We start from the raw sequence: 17172 nt of genomic DNA on the forward strand, positions 1-17172 counted from the left end.
CGCCGGACGGAGCATCCTTGCGGAAGCGTCCCGTCACAGGCCGCCCCGGCCTGTCGTTCCCGCGGAGGGATACACCTTGGACACGACCTCACTGGCCGGGATCGAGTCGGTCGTCAAGCGCGGCAGAGCCGTGATGGCGGCCGACGACACCGCTGTCGTGGACGCGGTGAAGGAGACGGTACGGAGCGGCCGGACGGCGACGTTCTATCTGACCAGGTCCCAGTTCGACGCCGTCAACGCCTGGTACTGGACCCCCAGCCGGATGAAGCAGCTCGGTCTGGAGCCGGTGTCCGACGAGGAGATGGCCCGGATCACGGCGGAACTCGGCGCCGAGGCGTGCGGATCGGCCTACTCCAACCGGATCAAGTGCCCGTCGGGCCACGTCTACGGGGCGTTCGAATTCGTCAAGCAGGGAATCGAGGAGCACGGGCTCGAAGCCACCCGGGCCGTGTTCGCGCTCAAGGACACCGCCGTGATCCGCGCCAACCCGCACCAGCAGGTGCAGTGCGTCGAGTGCCGCCGCCGGCTCGCCACCCCGCACTACTACGTCTACTGGGGCTACGGCTGCTGCGTGGATCTGGACGACACGTCGACCGCGGCGTTCGCGCTCCGGCACCGCTGAGCCGGCTGCCGTCCCGGCGCCGACCCCAGCGCGCCGGACGGGCCGCTTTCGACGGACGGTTCGGCGGACGCTTCGGCAACGGTGCGCCGGACGGTCGGGCGAGCGGTCGGACGGGCCGGTTTCGGGCCCGCGCCGAGGACCGGCTAAGCTCGGCAGCCGCCTCCGGTACCGGTGGTGGAACTCGTCTGCGGAAAGGGCTGGTTGGCTGTGTGGCAGGAGGCGCCGATCTACGACCGGCTCGTCACCGAACGCGGTGACGTGCCCACTCAGGTGCGCCGGGAGGCCGAGCAGACTCTGCGCAGCCTGGAGCAGGTCATCCGGCTGGGTGCGGTTCCGGCCGGCATGCCGTCGCAGCATGCGCAGCCGTTCCCGCCCGGCCGGTAGACCCGTACCGACCGGCGGCAGGCACTCCCGGCCCGGCCGGGAAACCCGTGCCGCCCGGTCGGCGGAACCCCGGCCGGGCGGTGAGAACCGCTTCCCTGCTCGCGCGAACCGGTCGCGCTCACCCGCTCATGCGAACCGGTCGCGCAGCTCCCGCTTGAGGATCTTGCCGCTCGCGTTGCGCGGCAGCTCGTCGACGAACAGCACCCGCTTCGGCGCCTTGAACCCCGGCAGCCGCTCCCTGGCATGGGCGAGCAGTTCCTCCTCCGTCACTCCTCCCCGGGCGACCACCACGGCCGTGACGGACTCGATCCACCGCTCGTCGGGCAGGCCCACCACGGCCGCCTCGGCGACCGAGGGGTGTGTGTAGAGCACGTCCTCGACCTGGCGGGAGGCCACGAGGACTCCCCCGGAGTTGATGACGTCCTTCACCCGGTCGACGATCGTGTAGTACCCCTCCGGGTCGCGGACCGCGAGGTCGCCGGAGCGGAACCAGCCGTCCCGGAAGGCCCGACCGGTCTCCTCGGGCTTGTCCCAGTAGCCCTCGCAGAGCTGGGGCGAGCGGTAGACGATCTCACCCGGTGTCCCGTCCGGTACGTCCTCGCCGTCCTCGTCGACGATCTTCGCCTCGACGAAGCGCACCGGCCGGCCGCAGGACTCCATCCGTCCCTCGTGCTCCTTGGGTCCGAGCACCGTCGCCAGCGGCCCGATCTCGCTCTGGCCGAAGCAGTTGTAGAAGCCGAGCCCCGGCAGCCGGTCGCGCAGCCGCTCCAGGACGGGCACCGGCATGATCGACGCCCCGTAGTACGCCTTGCGCAGGGCGCTCAGATCGCGGGTGGCGAAGTCCGGGTGGCGGGACAGTCCGATCCACACGGTGGGCGGAGCGAACAGGCTGTCGGCCCGCCCCTCCTCCACCAGGTCGAAGATCTGTGCGGCGTCCGGCGCGTCGAGAACCGTGTTCTCCGCGCCGACGGCCAGGTACGGCAGCAGGAACACGTGCATCTGGGCGGAGTGGTACAGCGGCAGCGAGTGGACCGGCTTGTCGTCCTCGTCCAGGTCCAGGGCGGAGATGGCGCTGACGTACTCGTGCACCAGGGCCCGGTGCGTCATCATCGCGCCCTTCGGCTGGGCGGTGGTGCCCGAGGTGTAGAGCAGCTGTACGAGGGCACCGGGGCTCCGGTCGGCTTCGAACTCCCGTGGGTCGGCGAGTGCGGCCGACAGCGAGCCGGCGGAACCGCGCAGGTCGCGTACGGCGAAGTCGCCGGGAACGCGGTCCCTGAGCGCCGGGTCGGCGAGGACGAGCGAACTGCCCGACTGGCGCAGGACGTAGACCAGGTCGTCGCCGGTCAGATTGTGGTTCACGGGCACGTGGACGAGGCCGGCGCGGGCGCAGGCCAGGAAGGCGATGAGGTAGGCGTCGGAGTTGTGTCCGTAGGCGGCGACCCGGTCCCCGGGGCCGAGCCCGTGGCCGGCCAGAACGGCGGCCGCGGTGCTGACCGCCCGGTCGAGCTCCGCGTACGTCCAGCTCCGGTCGGCGTAGCGGACGGCGGTCCGGTCGGGGACGCGCAGGGCGCTGTCGCGCAGGATTCCGTCGACCGTGCTGCTGAGGAGGTGCTCCATGGCTGCCATGGCTGGATCCTGGGCGCCGGCCCGGACCGGGTCAAGGACGCGGCCGCTGCGGTCCGCCCGTGGGCTGCGGCCTGTCGCCCACAGGCCGTCAGGGGCTGAAGGACAGCAGGACGAAGGTGGCGAACAGTACGAGGTGGACGAAGCCCTGGAGCAGGGTGGCCCGGCCGGGGACCACGGTCAGGGCGCTCACCACGGCGGTGAGCGTGAGCAGCACCATGTGGGTGGCGCCGATCCCGAGGACCAGCGCGCCGGGCAGCCAGATCGAGGCGAGGGCGATCGCAGGTACGGTCAGCCCGATGCTGGCGATGGCGGAGCCGTACGCGAGGTTCAGACTGGTCTGCATCCGGTCCCGGCGCGCGGCCCGTACGGCGGCGAGGGTCTCGGGCATCAGCACCATCAGGGCAATGACGACGCCGACGACGGAGTTGGGCAGTCCCGCCGACTCCACTCCGCCCTCGATCGTCGGCGAGACGAGTTTGGCGTCCCCGACGACGGCCACCAGCGCCACGAACAGCAGCGCGACGCTCCACCAGGTCTGGCGCATGCCGGGCGGCGGCGCGTGTTCGTCGGGGTCGCTCGTGTGCCCCTCGCGCTCCACGGGCAGGAAGTAGTCGCGGTGCCGGACGGTCTGCACGGCGATGAAGATGGCGTACAGGCAGAGCGAGGCGATCGCGGCGAACGCCAGCTGCCCCGTGGTGAACTCACGGCCCGGGCGGCCGGTGGTGAAGGTCGGCAGCACCAGCGTCATGGTCGCGAGGGTGCACACCGTGGCGAGCGCCCCGCCGGAGCCCTCGGCGTGGAAGACGGCGACCCGTTTGTGCAGGGCGGTGACGAGCAGGGACAGCCCGACGATCCCGTTGCAGGTGATCATCACGGCGGCGAAGACGGTGTCCCTGGCGTACGTGGAGGCCTTCTCCCCGCCGCCCGCCATGAGGGTGACGACGAGTCCGACCTCGATGACGGTCACGGCGACGGCGAGGACGATCGAGCCGAACGGCTCGCCGACCCGGTGCGCGACGACCTCGGCGTGGTGCACCGCGGCCAGCACGGCACCGACGAGGCACAGTCCCACCACGGTCACGGCGAAGCCGGGAAGGTGCCTGCCCCAGCCGAGGACGAGCGCCAACGCGGCGGCGACCGGCACCCAGGTGGTCCACTGCGCGCTCAGCGTGTTCGTGCCGGTCTTCATGCGCGCCACGCTGCCAGGAGGCCGGGCGGGTCGCGCGGGCTGGTGCGCCGACGGGACCACGGGGGTCCCTCGGCCGTCCGGCCCGTCCGCGGCCGGGATGCGCCGCGGACACCGCTCGCGTCCCGCCGCCGGGGCGCCCGGTTCCGCGGCGTGCGGGTGCCGCTGACACCGCTGAGGTACGCGCCACCGTGTGGCCCCGACCCCTCCGCCCGACGGTCCGGCGGACACCGCACGCGTACGCGCCGGCGGGGTGCCCGACCCCTCCGCGTGCGGGTGCCGCAGGCATCTCGCGCGTACGGAAACGGGTCACGGCCCGCCCCTGCACCCGGGGCGCCGGGGGCACGACGCTCTCCCCGCACTCCTCAGACCGGGCGGTCGTGTCCCTCCCAGTACGGTTCCCGCAGGCGGCGTTTGTAGAGCTTGCCGTTGGGGTCGCGGGGCATGGCGTCGACGAAGTCCACGCTCTTGGGCCGTTTGTAGCCCGCGAGACACCGCTCGCAGTGGGCGAGGATCGCGGCGGCGAGTTCGGGGCCGGGGGCGTGACCCTCGGCAGGCTCGACGACGGCCTTGACCTCCTCGCCCCAGTCGGCGTGCGGAATGCCGAAGGCGGCGGCGTCGGCGACGGCGGGGTGGGCGAGGAGCGCGGACTCGATCTCGGCGGGGTAGATGTTGACTCCGCCCGAGATGATCATGTCGATCTTGCGGTCGCGCAGGAACAGGTAGCCGTCCTCGTCGAGGAGGCCGAGGTCGCCGACCGTGAAGAAGTCGCCGATGCGGTTCTTCCGGGTCTTGGCCTCGTCCTTGTGGTAGCTGAAGCCTCCGGTCGACATCTTCATGTAGACGGTGCCGAGTTCGCCGGGCGGCAGCCGGTTGCCGTCGTCGTCGAAGACGGCGAGTTCGCTGATGGGCCAGGCACGGCCGACCGTGCCGGGCTTCTTCAGCCAGTCCTCGGCGGTGGCGAAGGCGCCCCCGCCCTCGCTCGCCGCGTAGTACTCCTCGACGCAGTCCCCCCACCAGTCGATCATCGCCCGTTTCACGTGGTCGGGGCACGGCGCGGCGCCGTGGATGGCGTGCCGCATGGAGCTGACGTCGTACCGGTCGCGGACCTCCTCGGGCAGCGCCAGCAGCCGGTGGAACTGGGTCGGGACCATGTGGGTGTGGGTGCAGGCGTGGGTGTCGATGAGGCGCAGCATCTCCTCGGGCGTCCATTTGTCCATCAGCACCAGCCGGTGGCCGATGTGCAGCGACGCTCCCGCGAACTGGAGCACGGCGGTGTGGTACAGCGGCGAGCAGACGAGGTGGACGTTGTCGTCGAACGGTCTGATGCCGAAGATGCCCAGGAACCCGCCGAGATGGGTCTCCTCCGGCGGCCTGCCGGGGAGCGGGCGGCGGATGCCCCGGGGGCGGCCGGTGGTGCCGGACGTGTAGTTCATGACCCAGCCGAGGGTGCGGTCGGCGGGCGGTGTCGCGGGCTGCCCGTCGAGCAGTTCGGCGTACGGCCGGAAGCCGTCCACGTCGCCGACGGCGTAGCGCCGGTGGGCGGGCAGCCCCGCCTCGTCGGCGGCGGCGGTCGCTGCGGCGCCGAAGCGTTCGTGCGCGATGAGGACCCTGGCCCCGGAGTCGGCGACGATCCAGGCGATCTCCGGGCCGACGAGATGGTGGTTGACGGGGACGAGGTAGAAGCCGGCCTGCGAGGCGGCGAGGTACGCGGTGAAGAACTCGACGCCGTTCGGCAGCACGACGGCGAAGGCGTCGCCGCGTTCCATCCCCGCCGCGCGCAGCCCGTGCACGAGCCGGTTGACGTCGTCGTGCAACCGTCCCGCGGTCCACTCCTCGCCGCCGGGGGCGATCAGCACGGTGCGTTCCGGGTCGGCACCGGCCTGCGCCCAGAAGCCTCCCGGGGATTCGGTCCGCGGGGCTTCCGCCGGCCGCTCGCTCATGATCCACTCCTTCCGGCGATGCGCTGGATGCGGTCCACGGCGCGTTCGAAACCGCGGGTGAGCTCGTCGAACACCTGCTGGACGCTCCGCTCCGAGGTCATCCGGCCGACGATCTGGCCGACCGGGGTGCCGAGGAGCGGTTCGGTCCCGTGCTTCTGGATGCGCGAGACGGCTTCGGCGACGAGGAGGCCCTGGAGTGGCATGGGCAGGGCGCCGGGGCCGTCGGGGTCGTCCCAGGCATCGGTCCACTCGGTGCGCAGCTGGCGGGCGGGTTTGCCGGTGAGCGCACGGGAGCGGACGGTGTCGCCGGAGCCCGCGGCGAGCAGTTTCGCGGTGAGGGCACGGGAGTGGAGGTCGGCCTCGGTGGTGGTGAGCCAGATCGAGCCGAGCCAGACGCCCTGGGCTCCCAGGGCCAGTCCGGCGGCGATCTGTTCGCCGCTGCCGATGCCTCCGGCGGCGAGCACCGGCAGCGGGCCGACGGCGTCGACGACCTCGGGGGTGAGCACCATCGAGGCGATCTCGCCGGTGTGGCCGCCGGCCTCGTAGCCCTGGGCGACGACGATGTCGATGCCGGCTTCGGCGTGGCGGCGGGCGTGTGCGGAGCTGCCGGCGAGGGCGGCGACGAGCACTCCGCGGTCGTGGGCCCGGTCGACGACGTCGGCGGGCGGGGAACCGAGGGCGTTGGCGAGGAGCTTGATGGGATAGTCGAAGGCGACGTCGAGCTGGCTGCGGGCGACGTGCTCCATCCAGCCGGTGATCCGCCAGCCGGAGGCCTCGCCCTCGGGAAGCGGGGGTACGCCGTGCTTGGTGAGGAGTGCCTCGACGAAGCGGCGGTGCCCCTCGGGGATCATGGCTTCGACCTCGGCCTCGGTGACGCCCTCGACCTTTCCGGCCGGCATCACGACGTCGAGTCCGTACGGTCTGCCGCCGGAGTGCTCCTGCATCCAGTCGAGGTCCCGGGCGAGGTCGTCGGGGGCGGTGTAGCGGACCGCGCCGAGGACCCCGAAACCACCGGCCCGGCTGATGGCGGCGGCGACCGCGGGGAACGGGGTGAAGCCGAAGATGGCGTGCTCGATTCCCAGTCTCTTGCTCAGCTCCGTCTCCATGGGCGCAGGATGCCGCAGGGGAACGGCCGAGGGAAGAGATTTTCTGATGCAGTGTCAGATTCTTGGACGGCCTTGACTCCCCCTCACCGCGGTAAGAAAGTTTCACGTGTTACAGGATCGCCCGAAGGATTCCTTCAGGGAGGGTGCGGTATGACGGAGGCCTCGGCAGGCAGGGGGATCAGCCGCCGCCGGTTCGGCGGCGGAGTGCCGGCACTGGGAGGAGCTCCCCCGGAGCTTCACACGGGAGGTACCCCCAGGTGATCGGACCGGTCCCGGGAGCCGCCGCCGCGGCCCCGTCCGCGGGCGGGGGGCGCCGGCGTACGACGCTGCGGCACGGGACGCCCGAGCAGGCCGGGCTCCTCACCGGGCCCCTGGACCGGCTGGTCGCGGACGCCGAGGCCTTCCTGTCCCCCTCACCCCGGCGTCCCTGGTACGCCGGAGCCGTCCTGCTCGCCGGGCGCGGCGGCACGGTCGCGCTGCACCACCCGATCGGGAAGGCCGTGCGCTACTCCGCCTACGACGAGAAGACCGACACCGGCGTGGAGTTCCCGCCGGATCGGCAGATCCCCATGACCGAGGACACCGTGTTCGACCTGGCGTCGGTGTCCAAGCTGTTCACCTCGATCCTCACCGTGCAGCAGATCGAACGCGGCACGCTGGAGCTGGAGGAGAGGGTCGTCACGTACCTGCCGGAGTTCGGGGCGGCGGGCAAGCAGGACGTCACCGTACGGCACCTGCTCACCCACACCTCCGGATTCCGGGCGTGGATCCCGCTCTTCAAGGAACCCACGCACGAGGGCCGGCTGCGGCTGCTGTGGAACGAGGCACTCGCCGGCCCGCCCGGAACCAGGTACCTGTACTCCGACCTGAATCTGATCACGCTTCAGCTGATCCTGGAGGAGGTCACCGGGCGGGGCCTGGACACCCTGCTGCGGCAGGAGGTCACGGCCCCGCTCGGCATGGACCGCACCCGCTTCAACCCGCCCTCCTCCTGGCGGCCGGGGATCGCCGCGACCGAGGACGCCCGGCTGCCGTGGTCGGGCCTGGACCGCGGGCTGGTGTGGGGCGAGGTCCACGACGAGAACGCCCACGCGTTCGGCGGGGTCGCCGGGCACGCCGGGGTGTTCTCCCGCGCCTGGGACCTGGCGGTGCTCGCCCGCGCCCTGCTCAACGGGGGCGCGTACGGACGGGCCCGCATCCTCGCCCCGGAGTCCGTGGAACTGCTGTTCACCGACTTCAACACGGCGTTCCCCGGCGACGAGCACGGGCTCGGGTTCGAGCTGTACCAGCACTGGTACATGGGCGCGATGGCCACGCCCCGCACCGCCGGGCACACGGGATTCACCGGTACGAGCCTCGTGATCGACCCGTCGACGGACTCGTTCCTGGTCCTCCTCGGCAACTCCGTCCACCCGGTGCGTACATGGCGCTCCGGCAGCGCACCGCGCGTGGCCGCCGCGAACAACCTCGCCCGTGCCGTCCCCGTGCGGCCCGCGCACGGACGCACCGCCTGGTTCTCCGGGATGGCGTCGGCCGCCACCGCGACCCTGGCACTGCCCGAGGTCACCCCGTCCACCGGGCGCGCCCGGCTGCGCTGCGCCCTCTGGTGGGACACCGAACCCGCCTCCGACAAGGTCTTCCTGGAGGCCTCAGCCGACGGCGGGACCACCTGGCAGGCCCTGCCCTTCGCCACCGTGCGCCGGGGGGAGCGGGCGGTGCCCCGCCCCGAGGGCTGGGTCAGCGGCTGGTCCGACCGGGTCTGGCACGGCGTCGATGCGGGTCTGTCCTCGTGGCGGGGCCGACCGCTCCGGCTCCGCTGGCGGTACACGACGGACCAGTTGTACGTCGGGCGGGGGGCGTACGTGGACGGCCTGCGGGTCGACGACGGCGGCAGGACGCTGTTCGACGGGACCAGGCCCGGTGACGCGGCCCGGATCGAGGCGTCCGGCTGGAGCCCTTCCGCCGACTGAGGGGCGGACGGACGGGGAACGGGCCCTTCCCGCCGGCTCGGATGCGGCCGGACGGGCCCTCCGCAGGCTCCGGGGGCGGACAAGCCTGTTCCGCGGGCCCCGGGGGCGGCCGGACGGGCTCGTTCCCCGGGCCCCCAGCGTGGGCGGCCGGGCCGGGTTGAGTGGAGGCACCAGTGCCGAACCGGGAACGCCGGCCACGGCCGGGACGGGCGCCGAGGCGCCGGTCCCGGACCGGGCCAGGCCGGACCGGGGTTCGGCGGTCGCCTCGGGCCCGGCCGTACGCGCGCCGTGCGAACGGGTCAGACGTCCGCGACCGTGAGCACGATCTTCCCCCGGGTGCGTCCGGTCTCGCCCAGCCGGTGGGCGTCGGCGGCGCGCTCCAGCGGCAGCACGGTCTCGACGACCGGACGCAGCCTTCCCTCCGCCGCGAGGGACGCGAGGGCCCGCATCCCGGTGGAGTCCGGCTCCACGAGCGTGAATCCGGTGCGGATGCCCCTCGGCACACCCCCGTCGGGGACCGGCACCTCGTCGGGCGAGGGCAGGGTGAGGAGCGTGCCGCCGTCCCGCAGTACCCGCAGGGACCGGTGACCGTAGTCCCCGCCGATCGAGTCGAGGACGACGTCGACGTCCTGGCTCCCCAGCACGTCCGCGAAGTCCTGCCGGGTGTAGTCGACGAGTTCGTGCGCGCCGAGTCCCTTCAGCAGTGCGTGCTTCTCCTCCCGGGCGGTGCCGATGACGTAAGCGCCGCGGGCCGCCGCGATCTGGACCGCCAGATGGCCGACGCCGCCCGCCGCCGCGTGGACGAGCACCCGCTGACCGGAGACGAGCCCCGCGGTCTCCACGAGGGACTGCCAGGCGGTGAGGCCGGCGAGCGGCAGGGCGGCCGCCTCCACGTGGCTCAGGACCGCGGGCTTCGGGACGAAGTGCCGGGCCGGGCCGGTGACGTACTCGGCGTAGCCGCCGGCCTGGCGCGGGAACTCCGGCATGCCGAACACCTCGTCGCCCGGGCGGTGGAGGGTGACGCCCGGTCCGACGGCCTCGACGACGCCGGAGACGTCGTACCCGAGCACCGGCGGCTCGCCGTGCATCCCGAAGCCTCCGGTGGCACGCGTCTTCCAGTCGATGGGGTTCACCCCGGCCGCGTGCACCCGCACCAGGATCTCGGTGGGGCCGGGGGCGGGCCGGGCGAGGGTCACCTCGCGCAGCACCTCGGGGCCGCCCCAGGCGGCCGGGCTGATCGCGCGCATCGTGGACTCGGTGTCGAGCATGAGAGGTCCTTTCCGTTCTCGGTACGCCCCCACCATCGGCGTCCACGGCGCCGCCCAGAACTGGCCGGATGGCCATGATGTGACAGAATCTGGCCATGAGCACTTCGGGACGGGGCAGGGGGCGCACGGCGGACCGCGCCGACCGCCAGCGGAACGCGAGCGGCGAATGGGACGTGCACGAGGGCTGTGTCGTACCCCCCGGGCCGGATCCCCATCGCGTGGTGGTCCTGGCCCTCGACGGGGTGATGACCTTCGAACTCGGCATCCCCGCGCGGATCTTCGGCAGCGCCCGGTCCGCGGACGGGACGGCGCTGTACGAAGTGATCGTCTGCACACCGGACGGCGGTCCCGTCCGTACCGAGGCGGGCTTCACGATCGACGTGGCCCACGGTCCCGAGGCGCTGGAGAGCGCCGGCACCGTGATCGTCGCGCCCACCCACCGGCTCGGGACCATCGCCGAGGAGGGGGTGCTGCCGGCGCCTCTCGCCTCCGCCCTCGCGCGGATCCGGCCCGGCGCCCGCACGGTGTCGATCTGCACGGGCGCCTTCGTCCTCGCCGCGGCCGGACTGCTCGACGGCCGTCCCGCCACGACCCACTGGGCCGAGGCCGGGCACTTCCGCCGACTGTTCCCGCGGGTGCGGTTCGACGAGGACGTCCTGTTCGTCGACGACGGCGACCTGCTCAGCTCGGCCGGCGCTGCGGCGGGCGTCGACGTGTGCCTGCACCTGGTCCGGCGTGACCACGGCAGCGCGCTCGCCAACCAGGTGGCACGCCGCTGCATCGTGCCGCCGTGGCGTGACGGCGGGCAGGCGCAGTACATCGAGCGGCCCGTTCCGGAGCCCACGACGGCCACGACGGCCCCCACCCGGGCCTGGGCGCTGGAGCGGCTGGACCGGCCGCTGACGCTGGGCGAACTGGCCGCGCACGCGCGGATGAGCGTACGGACGTTCACCCGGCGCTTCCGCGACGAGGCGGGCGTCACCCCCGGCCAGTGGCTCACCGCCCAGCGGGTCGAGGTGGCCAAGCAACTGCTGGAGACGAGCGACCTGTCGATCGACCTGGTGGCCGACCGCGCCGGGTTCGGCAGTGCCAACTCGCTGCGGCAGCACATGCGCGAACTCGTGGGCGTCTCCCCCGCCGTCTACCGGCGTACCTTCCACACCGAGGCCACCGGCGGCCGGGCCGGGGCGCTGAACACCGCGAAGGCCTGAACGGCCCACGCCCACACCACCGCCGACGGTGTCCGAACGAACCGCGGGCTCCGGCACCCCCCGGGTTCCGGCCCACCCCGGGTTGCGGGCACCGCGGTGCCCGGCGGCCGGTGCCGGCCGCCCGCCACCGGAGGGGAACGGTCAGCGGCCCAGCGCAGCCATCGCCGCGTTGTGCCCCGGGATGCCGCTCACGCCTCCGCCGCGCACGGCTCCCGCCCCGCACAGCAGGACGTTGGCGTGGGCGGTCTCCACGCCCCAGCGGCCGGTCGAGGCGTCGGCCCAGGGGAAGGCGAGATCGCGATGGAAGATGTGCCCGCCCGGCAGCCGCAGATCGTGCTCCAGGTCCAGCGGGGTCTTCGCCTCGATGCAGGGGCGGCCTGCCTCGTCGAGCGCCAGGCAGTCGGTGATCGGCTCGTCGAGATGGGCGTCGAGTTCGGCGAGGGTCGCCTTGAGCAGCGCGTCGCGGGTCGCGTCCGGAGCCTCGGTGAACAGCCGGGCCGGGGTGTGGAGCCCGAAGAGGGTCAGGGTCTGATAGCCCTGGGCGGCCAGTTCCGGGCCGAGGATGGACGGGTCGGTCAGCGAGTGGCAGTAGATCTCCGAGGGGGGCGCCTCGGGCAGGCGTCCCGCCGCGGCCTGGGCGTACGCCGCCGCCAGCTGACCGTAGCCCTCGGCGATGTGGAAGGTGCCGGAGAACGCCTGCCGCGGGTCGACGGAGCGGTCCCGCAGCCGGGGCAGCCGCCGCAGCAGCATGTTGACCTTGAGCTGGGCGCCCTCCGCCGGGGGCGGTGCGGGCTCGCCGAGGAGGGCGGACAGGGCCTGCGGCGACGCGTTGACCAGCACCTTGCGGGCGGCGACAGTGCCTTCGCCGTCCTCGGTGCGGAAGACGACCTCGGCGGCCGTCCCGTCGGTCTCGATCCGGATCGCCTCGTGGCCGGTGACGATCTCGGCTCCGGCGCTCCGGGCGGCCCCGGCGAGCGCGTCGGTCAGCGCGCCCATGCCTCCGACGGGCACGTCCCAGTCGCCGGTGCCCCCGCCGATGACGTGGTAGAGGAAGCAGCGGTTCTGGACCAGCGACGGGTCGTGGGCGTCCGCGAACGTGCCGATGAGGGCATCGGTCAGGACGACGCCGCGGACCAGGTCGTCGGCGAAGTTCTCCTCGATCGCGGCTCCGATGGGCTCGTCGAACAGCATCCGCCACGACGTCTCGTCACCGACGCGGTCCCGCAGTTCCTGCCGGGTCGGCAGCGGCTCCGTCAGTGTGGGGAAGACGCGCTCGGCGACCTGCCTGGTCCGCTCGTAGAACGCCTCCCACGCCGCGTACTCGCGGTCGGAGCCGGTGAGGGCAGCGAACGACTCGCGCGTACGGTCGCCGCCGACGAGCAGTCCGGTCGCCCGGCCGTCGCGCACGACCGGGGTGTACGAGGAGACGGTGCGCTTGCGGACGGAGAACGACAGCCCCAGGTCGCGCACGATGCTGCCGGGCAGCAGGGACACCAGGTACGAATAGCGGGACAGCCGGGCGTCCACCCCGGCGAACGGGCGGGTGGAGACGGCCGCTCCCCCGGTGGTCCCGAGGCGCTCCAGGACCAGGACGGACCGTCCCGCCCGGGCCAGATAGGCGGCGGCGACGAGCCCGTTGTGGCCACCGCCGACGATGACGGCGTCGTACACGGACCGGCTGAACGTTTGGGAGGAAGCTGCTCGCATGCCTCTTGGTAACACGCGATGATCGCGCGGACCAGAGAGCGGCGTCACGTTTGCGGCCGCGGGACGGCGGAGGTGACGACGGTGGAAGGGCGGCGCTCCGGATGACGGCACCGCGGACGGCCGGGACGCGCGCGGATCGGCGGACGGGCCGGGCACGGGGCAGCCGGGCGTCCCGCGGCTCGGAAGGCGTCCGGAGCACGTAGGGCGGCCTGGGCCCGCGACGCGGGAGCCCGGAGCCGGAGCAGGCCGGCCACGGGCGGCAGTGGCACGCCCGCGAGGCGGAAGGGCAGCCCCGAGCCGGAGGGGCCCGTACGCGGAGGCCGGCGGGCGCCGAGCGGAAACAGCCCCGGACGCCGGGCCACACGCGAGGCTGCCCCGCGCGGACGGCGGCCTCAGACTCCGGAGGTGGCCTCCACCGCCCCGGACTCGATCGCCGCGCGGAGGGCCTGGTGGTCCTCGACGGTCCGGTCCGCGTACGCCACGGCGAAGTCGGCCATGGCCCGGTCGAAGGTGTCGGACGCACCGAGGTACGCGGCGATCGCGATGCGCTCGCCCGACCGGGCGTGGGCCCGGGCCAGGGCCCTGCCGCACAGTGCGGCGTAGTCGCGCAGCAGCGTCGGGGACATCGTCGCGACGTCCGCCGAGCCCTTCATGTCGCGCAGCTGGCGCCAGTAGAAGTGCCGCCCGCCCGGACCGCTGACCCAGCCCAGGAAGATGTCGCTGGCCGCCTGCAGCAGCCGCTGTCCGGCGACGACCCGCTGGCCCTGGTGGCGGTAGGCGGACTTCGGCAGATGGGGCTCCAGCACGGACCGCTGGGCCTCCTTGATCTGCAGGAAGAGCGGGTCCTCGGTGTCGCGGCCGGTCATCAGCGCGACGAAGCAGCGCGTCCCGACGCTGCCGACGCCGACGACCTTGCGGGCCGCCTCGACGAACCGGTACCGGTCCAGCAGGACCCTGCGGTCCTCGGGCAGGGTGCTGCGGTAGTCGCTGAGGATCTTCCGCACGGAAGCGGCGTCGAGTCCCGCCACGGCCTCGAGCAGCGGGGGATCCTGCACGATCCTGCGCCGCCCCCCGACGACCTCGGTGAGCTTGTCCAGGGCCTGCAGACTCGTCCGGCGCCGCGCCTTGGCCAGTTGTGCCTCGATCCGCGCCCGCTCCAGGTCGCGCACGAGGGGCACCAGGTCCTCCGCGGCGATCCGCTCGTACCAGACGTCGAGTTCGCCGAGCCCGGAGAGGCGGCGCAGGGACAGCCGGTACGACTCGGCCGCCGCCCGCGCGGCCCGCCGGGCACCGGCGTCGGGCTCGCCGTTGTCCCGTGCGGCGACCGCGACGCTGGCGACGAGGCGTTTGACGTCCCACTCGAAAGGGCCGGGCAGGGTCTCGTCGAAGTCGTTGAGGTCGAACAGGAGGGTGCGTTCGGGAGAGGCGAAGACCCCGAAGTTGAGCAGGTGGGCGTCGCCGCAGAGCTGGACGCGCAGCCCGGTGTTCCGCTGGACGGCGAGGTCGGCAGCCATGACGGCCGGAGCGCCTCGCAGATAGGTGAACGGCGAGACGGCCATCCGCCCGTACCGCACGGGCACCAGGTCCGGCTCACGGGTCCTCGCCTGTGCCTCCAGCACCGCGAGCGGATCCGGCCGGTCGGCGGCCGGGATCCAGCGCCCGTGGGAGGACCTCGGCACCTCCTTGCGCACGGCGCGGCCGCGTGCCCTCTCCTCGGCCAGGTCCGTCATGGTCACAGTGTGCGGTCGCGGCGGGGACGACGCGACGCGGGGACCCGCGCGCGGGGGATCGTACGGGCCCGCGCGCGGCGGTTCCCGGGACCCCGCGCGCCCCAGCTCGTACCGGGGCTCGCGCGCCGCAGCTCGTACCGGGACCGCCTCCGGGTCGTACCGGGCCCGCGGGGCCGCCCGTCAGCCCGCCCCGCCCTGGCGGCGCAGCGCCGCCACGCGGCGGTACAGTTCGACCGCCTCGCCGCCGCGGCCGAGTTGCTCCAGGCAGTGGGCCTGGTCGTTGCGGCTGGCCAGGGCGTCGGGGTGGTCCGGCCCGAGGACGCGTTCGCGGGACTCGGCCACCTGCTGGTAGACGGCGAGCGCGTCGCTCCAGCGGCCCAGCCAGCCCAGTCCGACCGCGACCTCCCGGCGGCTGACGAGGGTGTCCGGGTGGTCGGGCCCCAGGACCTGCTCGCGGATCGCGCAGACGTCACGTGCCTCGGCCAGCGCCTCCTCCCAGCGGCCGAGCCGGCCCAGGTTGACGCCGAGCCCGTGGCGGGCCCGCAGGGTCTCCGGGTCGGCGGCGCCGTGCACCCGCGTGCGGTCCGCCACCAGCGCGCGGTACTGCTCCAGTGCCTCGGCGCTCCGTCCGAGGCGGCCGAGGCTGATCCCCGTCTCGTAGCGTGCGGCGAGGGTGTCCGGGTGGTCCGGGCCGAGCGCCTGCGCCCGGGCCGTCGCGACGTCCCGGTAGGTCTGCAGGGCCTCGGTCCAGCGGCCCAGCTGCCCGAGGGCGTACGCCACCTCGTACCGGGTCACGAGCGTGTCCGGATGCGCGGCGCCCAGCACCCTGGTGCGGGCCTCGGCGACCTCTGCCGCCATGCGGTACGAGTCCTCGAGCCGGCCGAGGCGGCTCAGGTTGAAGGCGAGGTTGTGACGGCACCGCAGGGTGTCGGGGTGGTCCGGGCCGACGGTGCGTTCCCTGGAGGCGAGCACCGACGTGTACACCTGGTGGGCCTCGAAGTGCCGGCCGAGCCGGCCGAGGACGTACGCCATCTCCTGGCGGGCGGCCAGGGTCTCCGGGTGGTCGGGGCCCAGGGCGCGTTCACGGCCCTCGGCGACGCGGCCGAACTCCCGCAGCGCGTCGGCGGCCCGGCCGGTCCTGCTGAGCGTGAAGCCGACCTCGTACCGGCTGGCGAGGGTGTCCGGGTGGTCGGGGCCGAGGGCGTGCTCGCGTTCGGTGGCGACCGCGCGGTGCACCTCGCCCGCCTCCTCCCAGCGGCCGAGCCGGCCGAGGCTGAGGCCGGCGTTGTGCTTGCCGGTGAGGACGGCCAGCAGTTCGGGCGACGGGGTGGGCCGCTCGGGCCGGGGTAGTCGGACGGGCGCGGGGCCGCGCAGATCCACCCCCGTGGTCCACTCGCCGGTCAGGCCCGCCGTGAAGTCGGGCGGAGGCGTCCGCAGCGCGGCGACGGTGACCGCCTTGTGGCCGGTCGTCATGCCGCGGGTCCAGGACGGCAGTCCCGGTTCCCCTCCGACGTGCGCATGCGGATGCGGGGGCGACGCCGCGGTGCCGGCGGCGGGCGTGGCGGTCGCACGCCCGGCGCCGATCCTGCGACGCAGGTCCTTGGCGTCTACGGGCCGCTCCTCGGGCGTCTTGGCGAGCAGGTCGAGGACGATCTCCTCGATGAAGTCGGGGAGTTCCGGCCGGTGACTGCGCAGCGGCCGGGGCGAGGTGTCCCGGTGGCCGACGAGGATCGACCAGGCGTCGCCGAGGTCGAAGGGCGGCACGCCGGTGGCGATCTCGTACAGCACGCACCCCAGGGAGTACAGATCGCTGCGGTGGTCGACGTGGCCTCCGCCGATCTGCTCGGGCGACATGTAGTGGGGGGTGCCCATGGCGATGCCCGTCCCGGTCAGCCGGGACGTGAATCCGATGTCGTGGCCGAGCCGTGCGATGCCGAAGTCGCAGATCTTCACCGTGCCGTCGGTGAGCCGCATGATGTTGGCGGGCTTCAGGTCCCGGTGGACGATGCTCTGTTCATGGGTGTAGGCGAGGGCGTCGGCGACCTGGTCCGCGATGTCGACGACGTCGTGCACGGGCAGCGGATGCTGCTTGTTGTCCTCCATCAGCTGACTGAGGTTGCGGCCCTCGAGCAGCTCCATCACCAGGTAGAGCACGCCTTCGTGCTCGCCGAAGTCATGGACGACCGTCACCCCGCGGTGCTGCAGGGCGGCGGCCACCCTGGCCTCCCTGCGGAAGCGCTCGCGCAGGACGGGTACGAACGTCTGGTCGTGCTGCGGCCCGAGCGGTTTGAGGCACTTGACCGCGACCCGCCTGCCCAGCGACTCGTCGCGGGCCTGCCACACCTCGCCCATGCCGCCCCGACCGATCAGTTCAAGCAGCCGGTACCGGCCCTGGATCAGCCTGGTGTCCGCCATCGCG

The 17172-nt window shown here is 73.4% G+C and carries 12 protein-coding genes; 4 read left to right on the forward strand and 8 right to left on the reverse strand.

The genetic code is table 11. The features are described from left to right. The first annotated feature begins 76 nt into the window (after positions 1-76). Together QRN89_RS02320 and QRN89_RS02325 are read left to right on the forward strand one after the other, a co-directional pair. The gene (locus tag QRN89_RS02320) at positions 77-622 is read left to right on the forward strand and encodes a hypothetical protein (protein ID WP_290347658.1); all 546 of its coding nucleotides are present in this window, start codon (positions 77-79) and stop codon (positions 620-622) included. A gap of 171 nt (positions 623-793) precedes the next feature. Next, entirely contained in the window at positions 794-1006 is a 213-nt protein-coding gene (locus QRN89_RS02325; RefSeq protein ID WP_290353978.1) for a hypothetical protein, read from the forward strand. A gap of 126 nt (positions 1007-1132) precedes the next feature. Here QRN89_RS02325 and QRN89_RS02330 read toward each other — a convergent pair whose 3' ends face one another. The 4 genes from QRN89_RS02330 to QRN89_RS02345 form a co-directional block, all read right to left on the reverse strand. Beyond that, positions 1133-2623: an acyl-CoA synthetase gene (locus QRN89_RS02330; protein WP_290353543.1), complete on the reverse strand. Its 1491-nt coding sequence runs from the start codon at positions 2621-2623 to the stop codon at positions 1133-1135. A 97-nt stretch (positions 2624-2720) separates the two neighbouring features. Then, a complete protein-coding gene (locus QRN89_RS02335; RefSeq protein ID WP_290347659.1) occupies positions 2721-3821 on the reverse strand; it encodes a calcium:cation antiporter in 1101 nt (366 codons plus the stop codon). Positions 3822-4183: 362 nt separating this feature from the next. Then, positions 4184-5761 carry an acyl-CoA synthetase gene (locus QRN89_RS02340; RefSeq protein WP_290347660.1) on the reverse strand — a complete coding sequence of 526 codons (1578 nt, stop codon included), beginning with the start codon at positions 5759-5761 and terminating at the stop codon, positions 4184-4186. After that, complete coding sequence (locus QRN89_RS02345) at positions 5758-6867, reverse strand: NAD(P)H-dependent flavin oxidoreductase (protein ID WP_290347661.1); 1110 nt, start codon at positions 6865-6867, stop codon at positions 5758-5760. Before QRN89_RS02345 ends, QRN89_RS02340 begins: the two co-directional genes overlap by 4 nt. A 257-nt stretch (positions 6868-7124) precedes the next feature. Between QRN89_RS02345 and QRN89_RS02350 the strand changes: the two genes are divergently transcribed. Continuing rightward, the gene (locus QRN89_RS02350) at positions 7125-8837 is read left to right on the forward strand and encodes a serine hydrolase domain-containing protein (RefSeq protein WP_435833234.1); all 1713 of its coding nucleotides are present in this window, start codon (positions 7125-7127) and stop codon (positions 8835-8837) included. A gap of 299 nt (positions 8838-9136) precedes the next feature. On the opposite strand, the gene QRN89_RS02355 is transcribed toward QRN89_RS02350, so the two are convergent. Then, positions 9137-10105 carry an NADP-dependent oxidoreductase gene (locus QRN89_RS02355; protein ID WP_290347662.1) on the reverse strand — a complete coding sequence of 323 codons (969 nt, stop codon included), beginning with the start codon at positions 10103-10105 and terminating at the stop codon, positions 9137-9139. Between the two features lie 95 nt (positions 10106-10200). Here QRN89_RS02355 and QRN89_RS02360 point away from each other — a divergent pair, with 95 nt between their 5' ends. Beyond that, positions 10201-11316 carry a GlxA family transcriptional regulator gene (locus tag QRN89_RS02360; protein ID WP_290347663.1) on the forward strand — a complete coding sequence of 372 codons (1116 nt, stop codon included), beginning with the start codon at positions 10201-10203 and terminating at the stop codon, positions 11314-11316. Positions 11317-11457: 141 nt separating this feature from the next. On the opposite strand, the gene QRN89_RS02365 is transcribed toward QRN89_RS02360, so the two are convergent. From QRN89_RS02365 to QRN89_RS02375, 3 genes are all read right to left on the reverse strand, one after another. Further along, a complete protein-coding gene (locus tag QRN89_RS02365; RefSeq protein ID WP_290347664.1) occupies positions 11458-13023 on the reverse strand; it encodes a phytoene desaturase family protein in 1566 nt (521 codons plus the stop codon). Positions 13024-13415: 392 nt separating this feature from the next. Beyond that, the gene (locus QRN89_RS02370; protein WP_290347665.1) at positions 13416-14753 is read right to left on the reverse strand and encodes a DUF2252 domain-containing protein; all 1338 of its coding nucleotides are present in this window, start codon (positions 14751-14753) and stop codon (positions 13416-13418) included. Between the two features lie 180 nt (positions 14754-14933). After that, on the reverse strand, positions 14934-17168 hold the full coding sequence (locus tag QRN89_RS02375) for a serine/threonine-protein kinase (RefSeq protein ID WP_290347666.1): 2235 nt from the start codon (positions 17166-17168) through the stop codon (positions 14934-14936). Positions 17169-17172: the final 4 nt, after the last annotated feature.

The organism is Streptomyces sp. HUAS CB01 (assembly GCF_030406905.1).
GTDB lineage: Bacteria > Actinomycetota > Actinomycetes > Streptomycetales > Streptomycetaceae > Streptomyces > Streptomyces chengbuensis.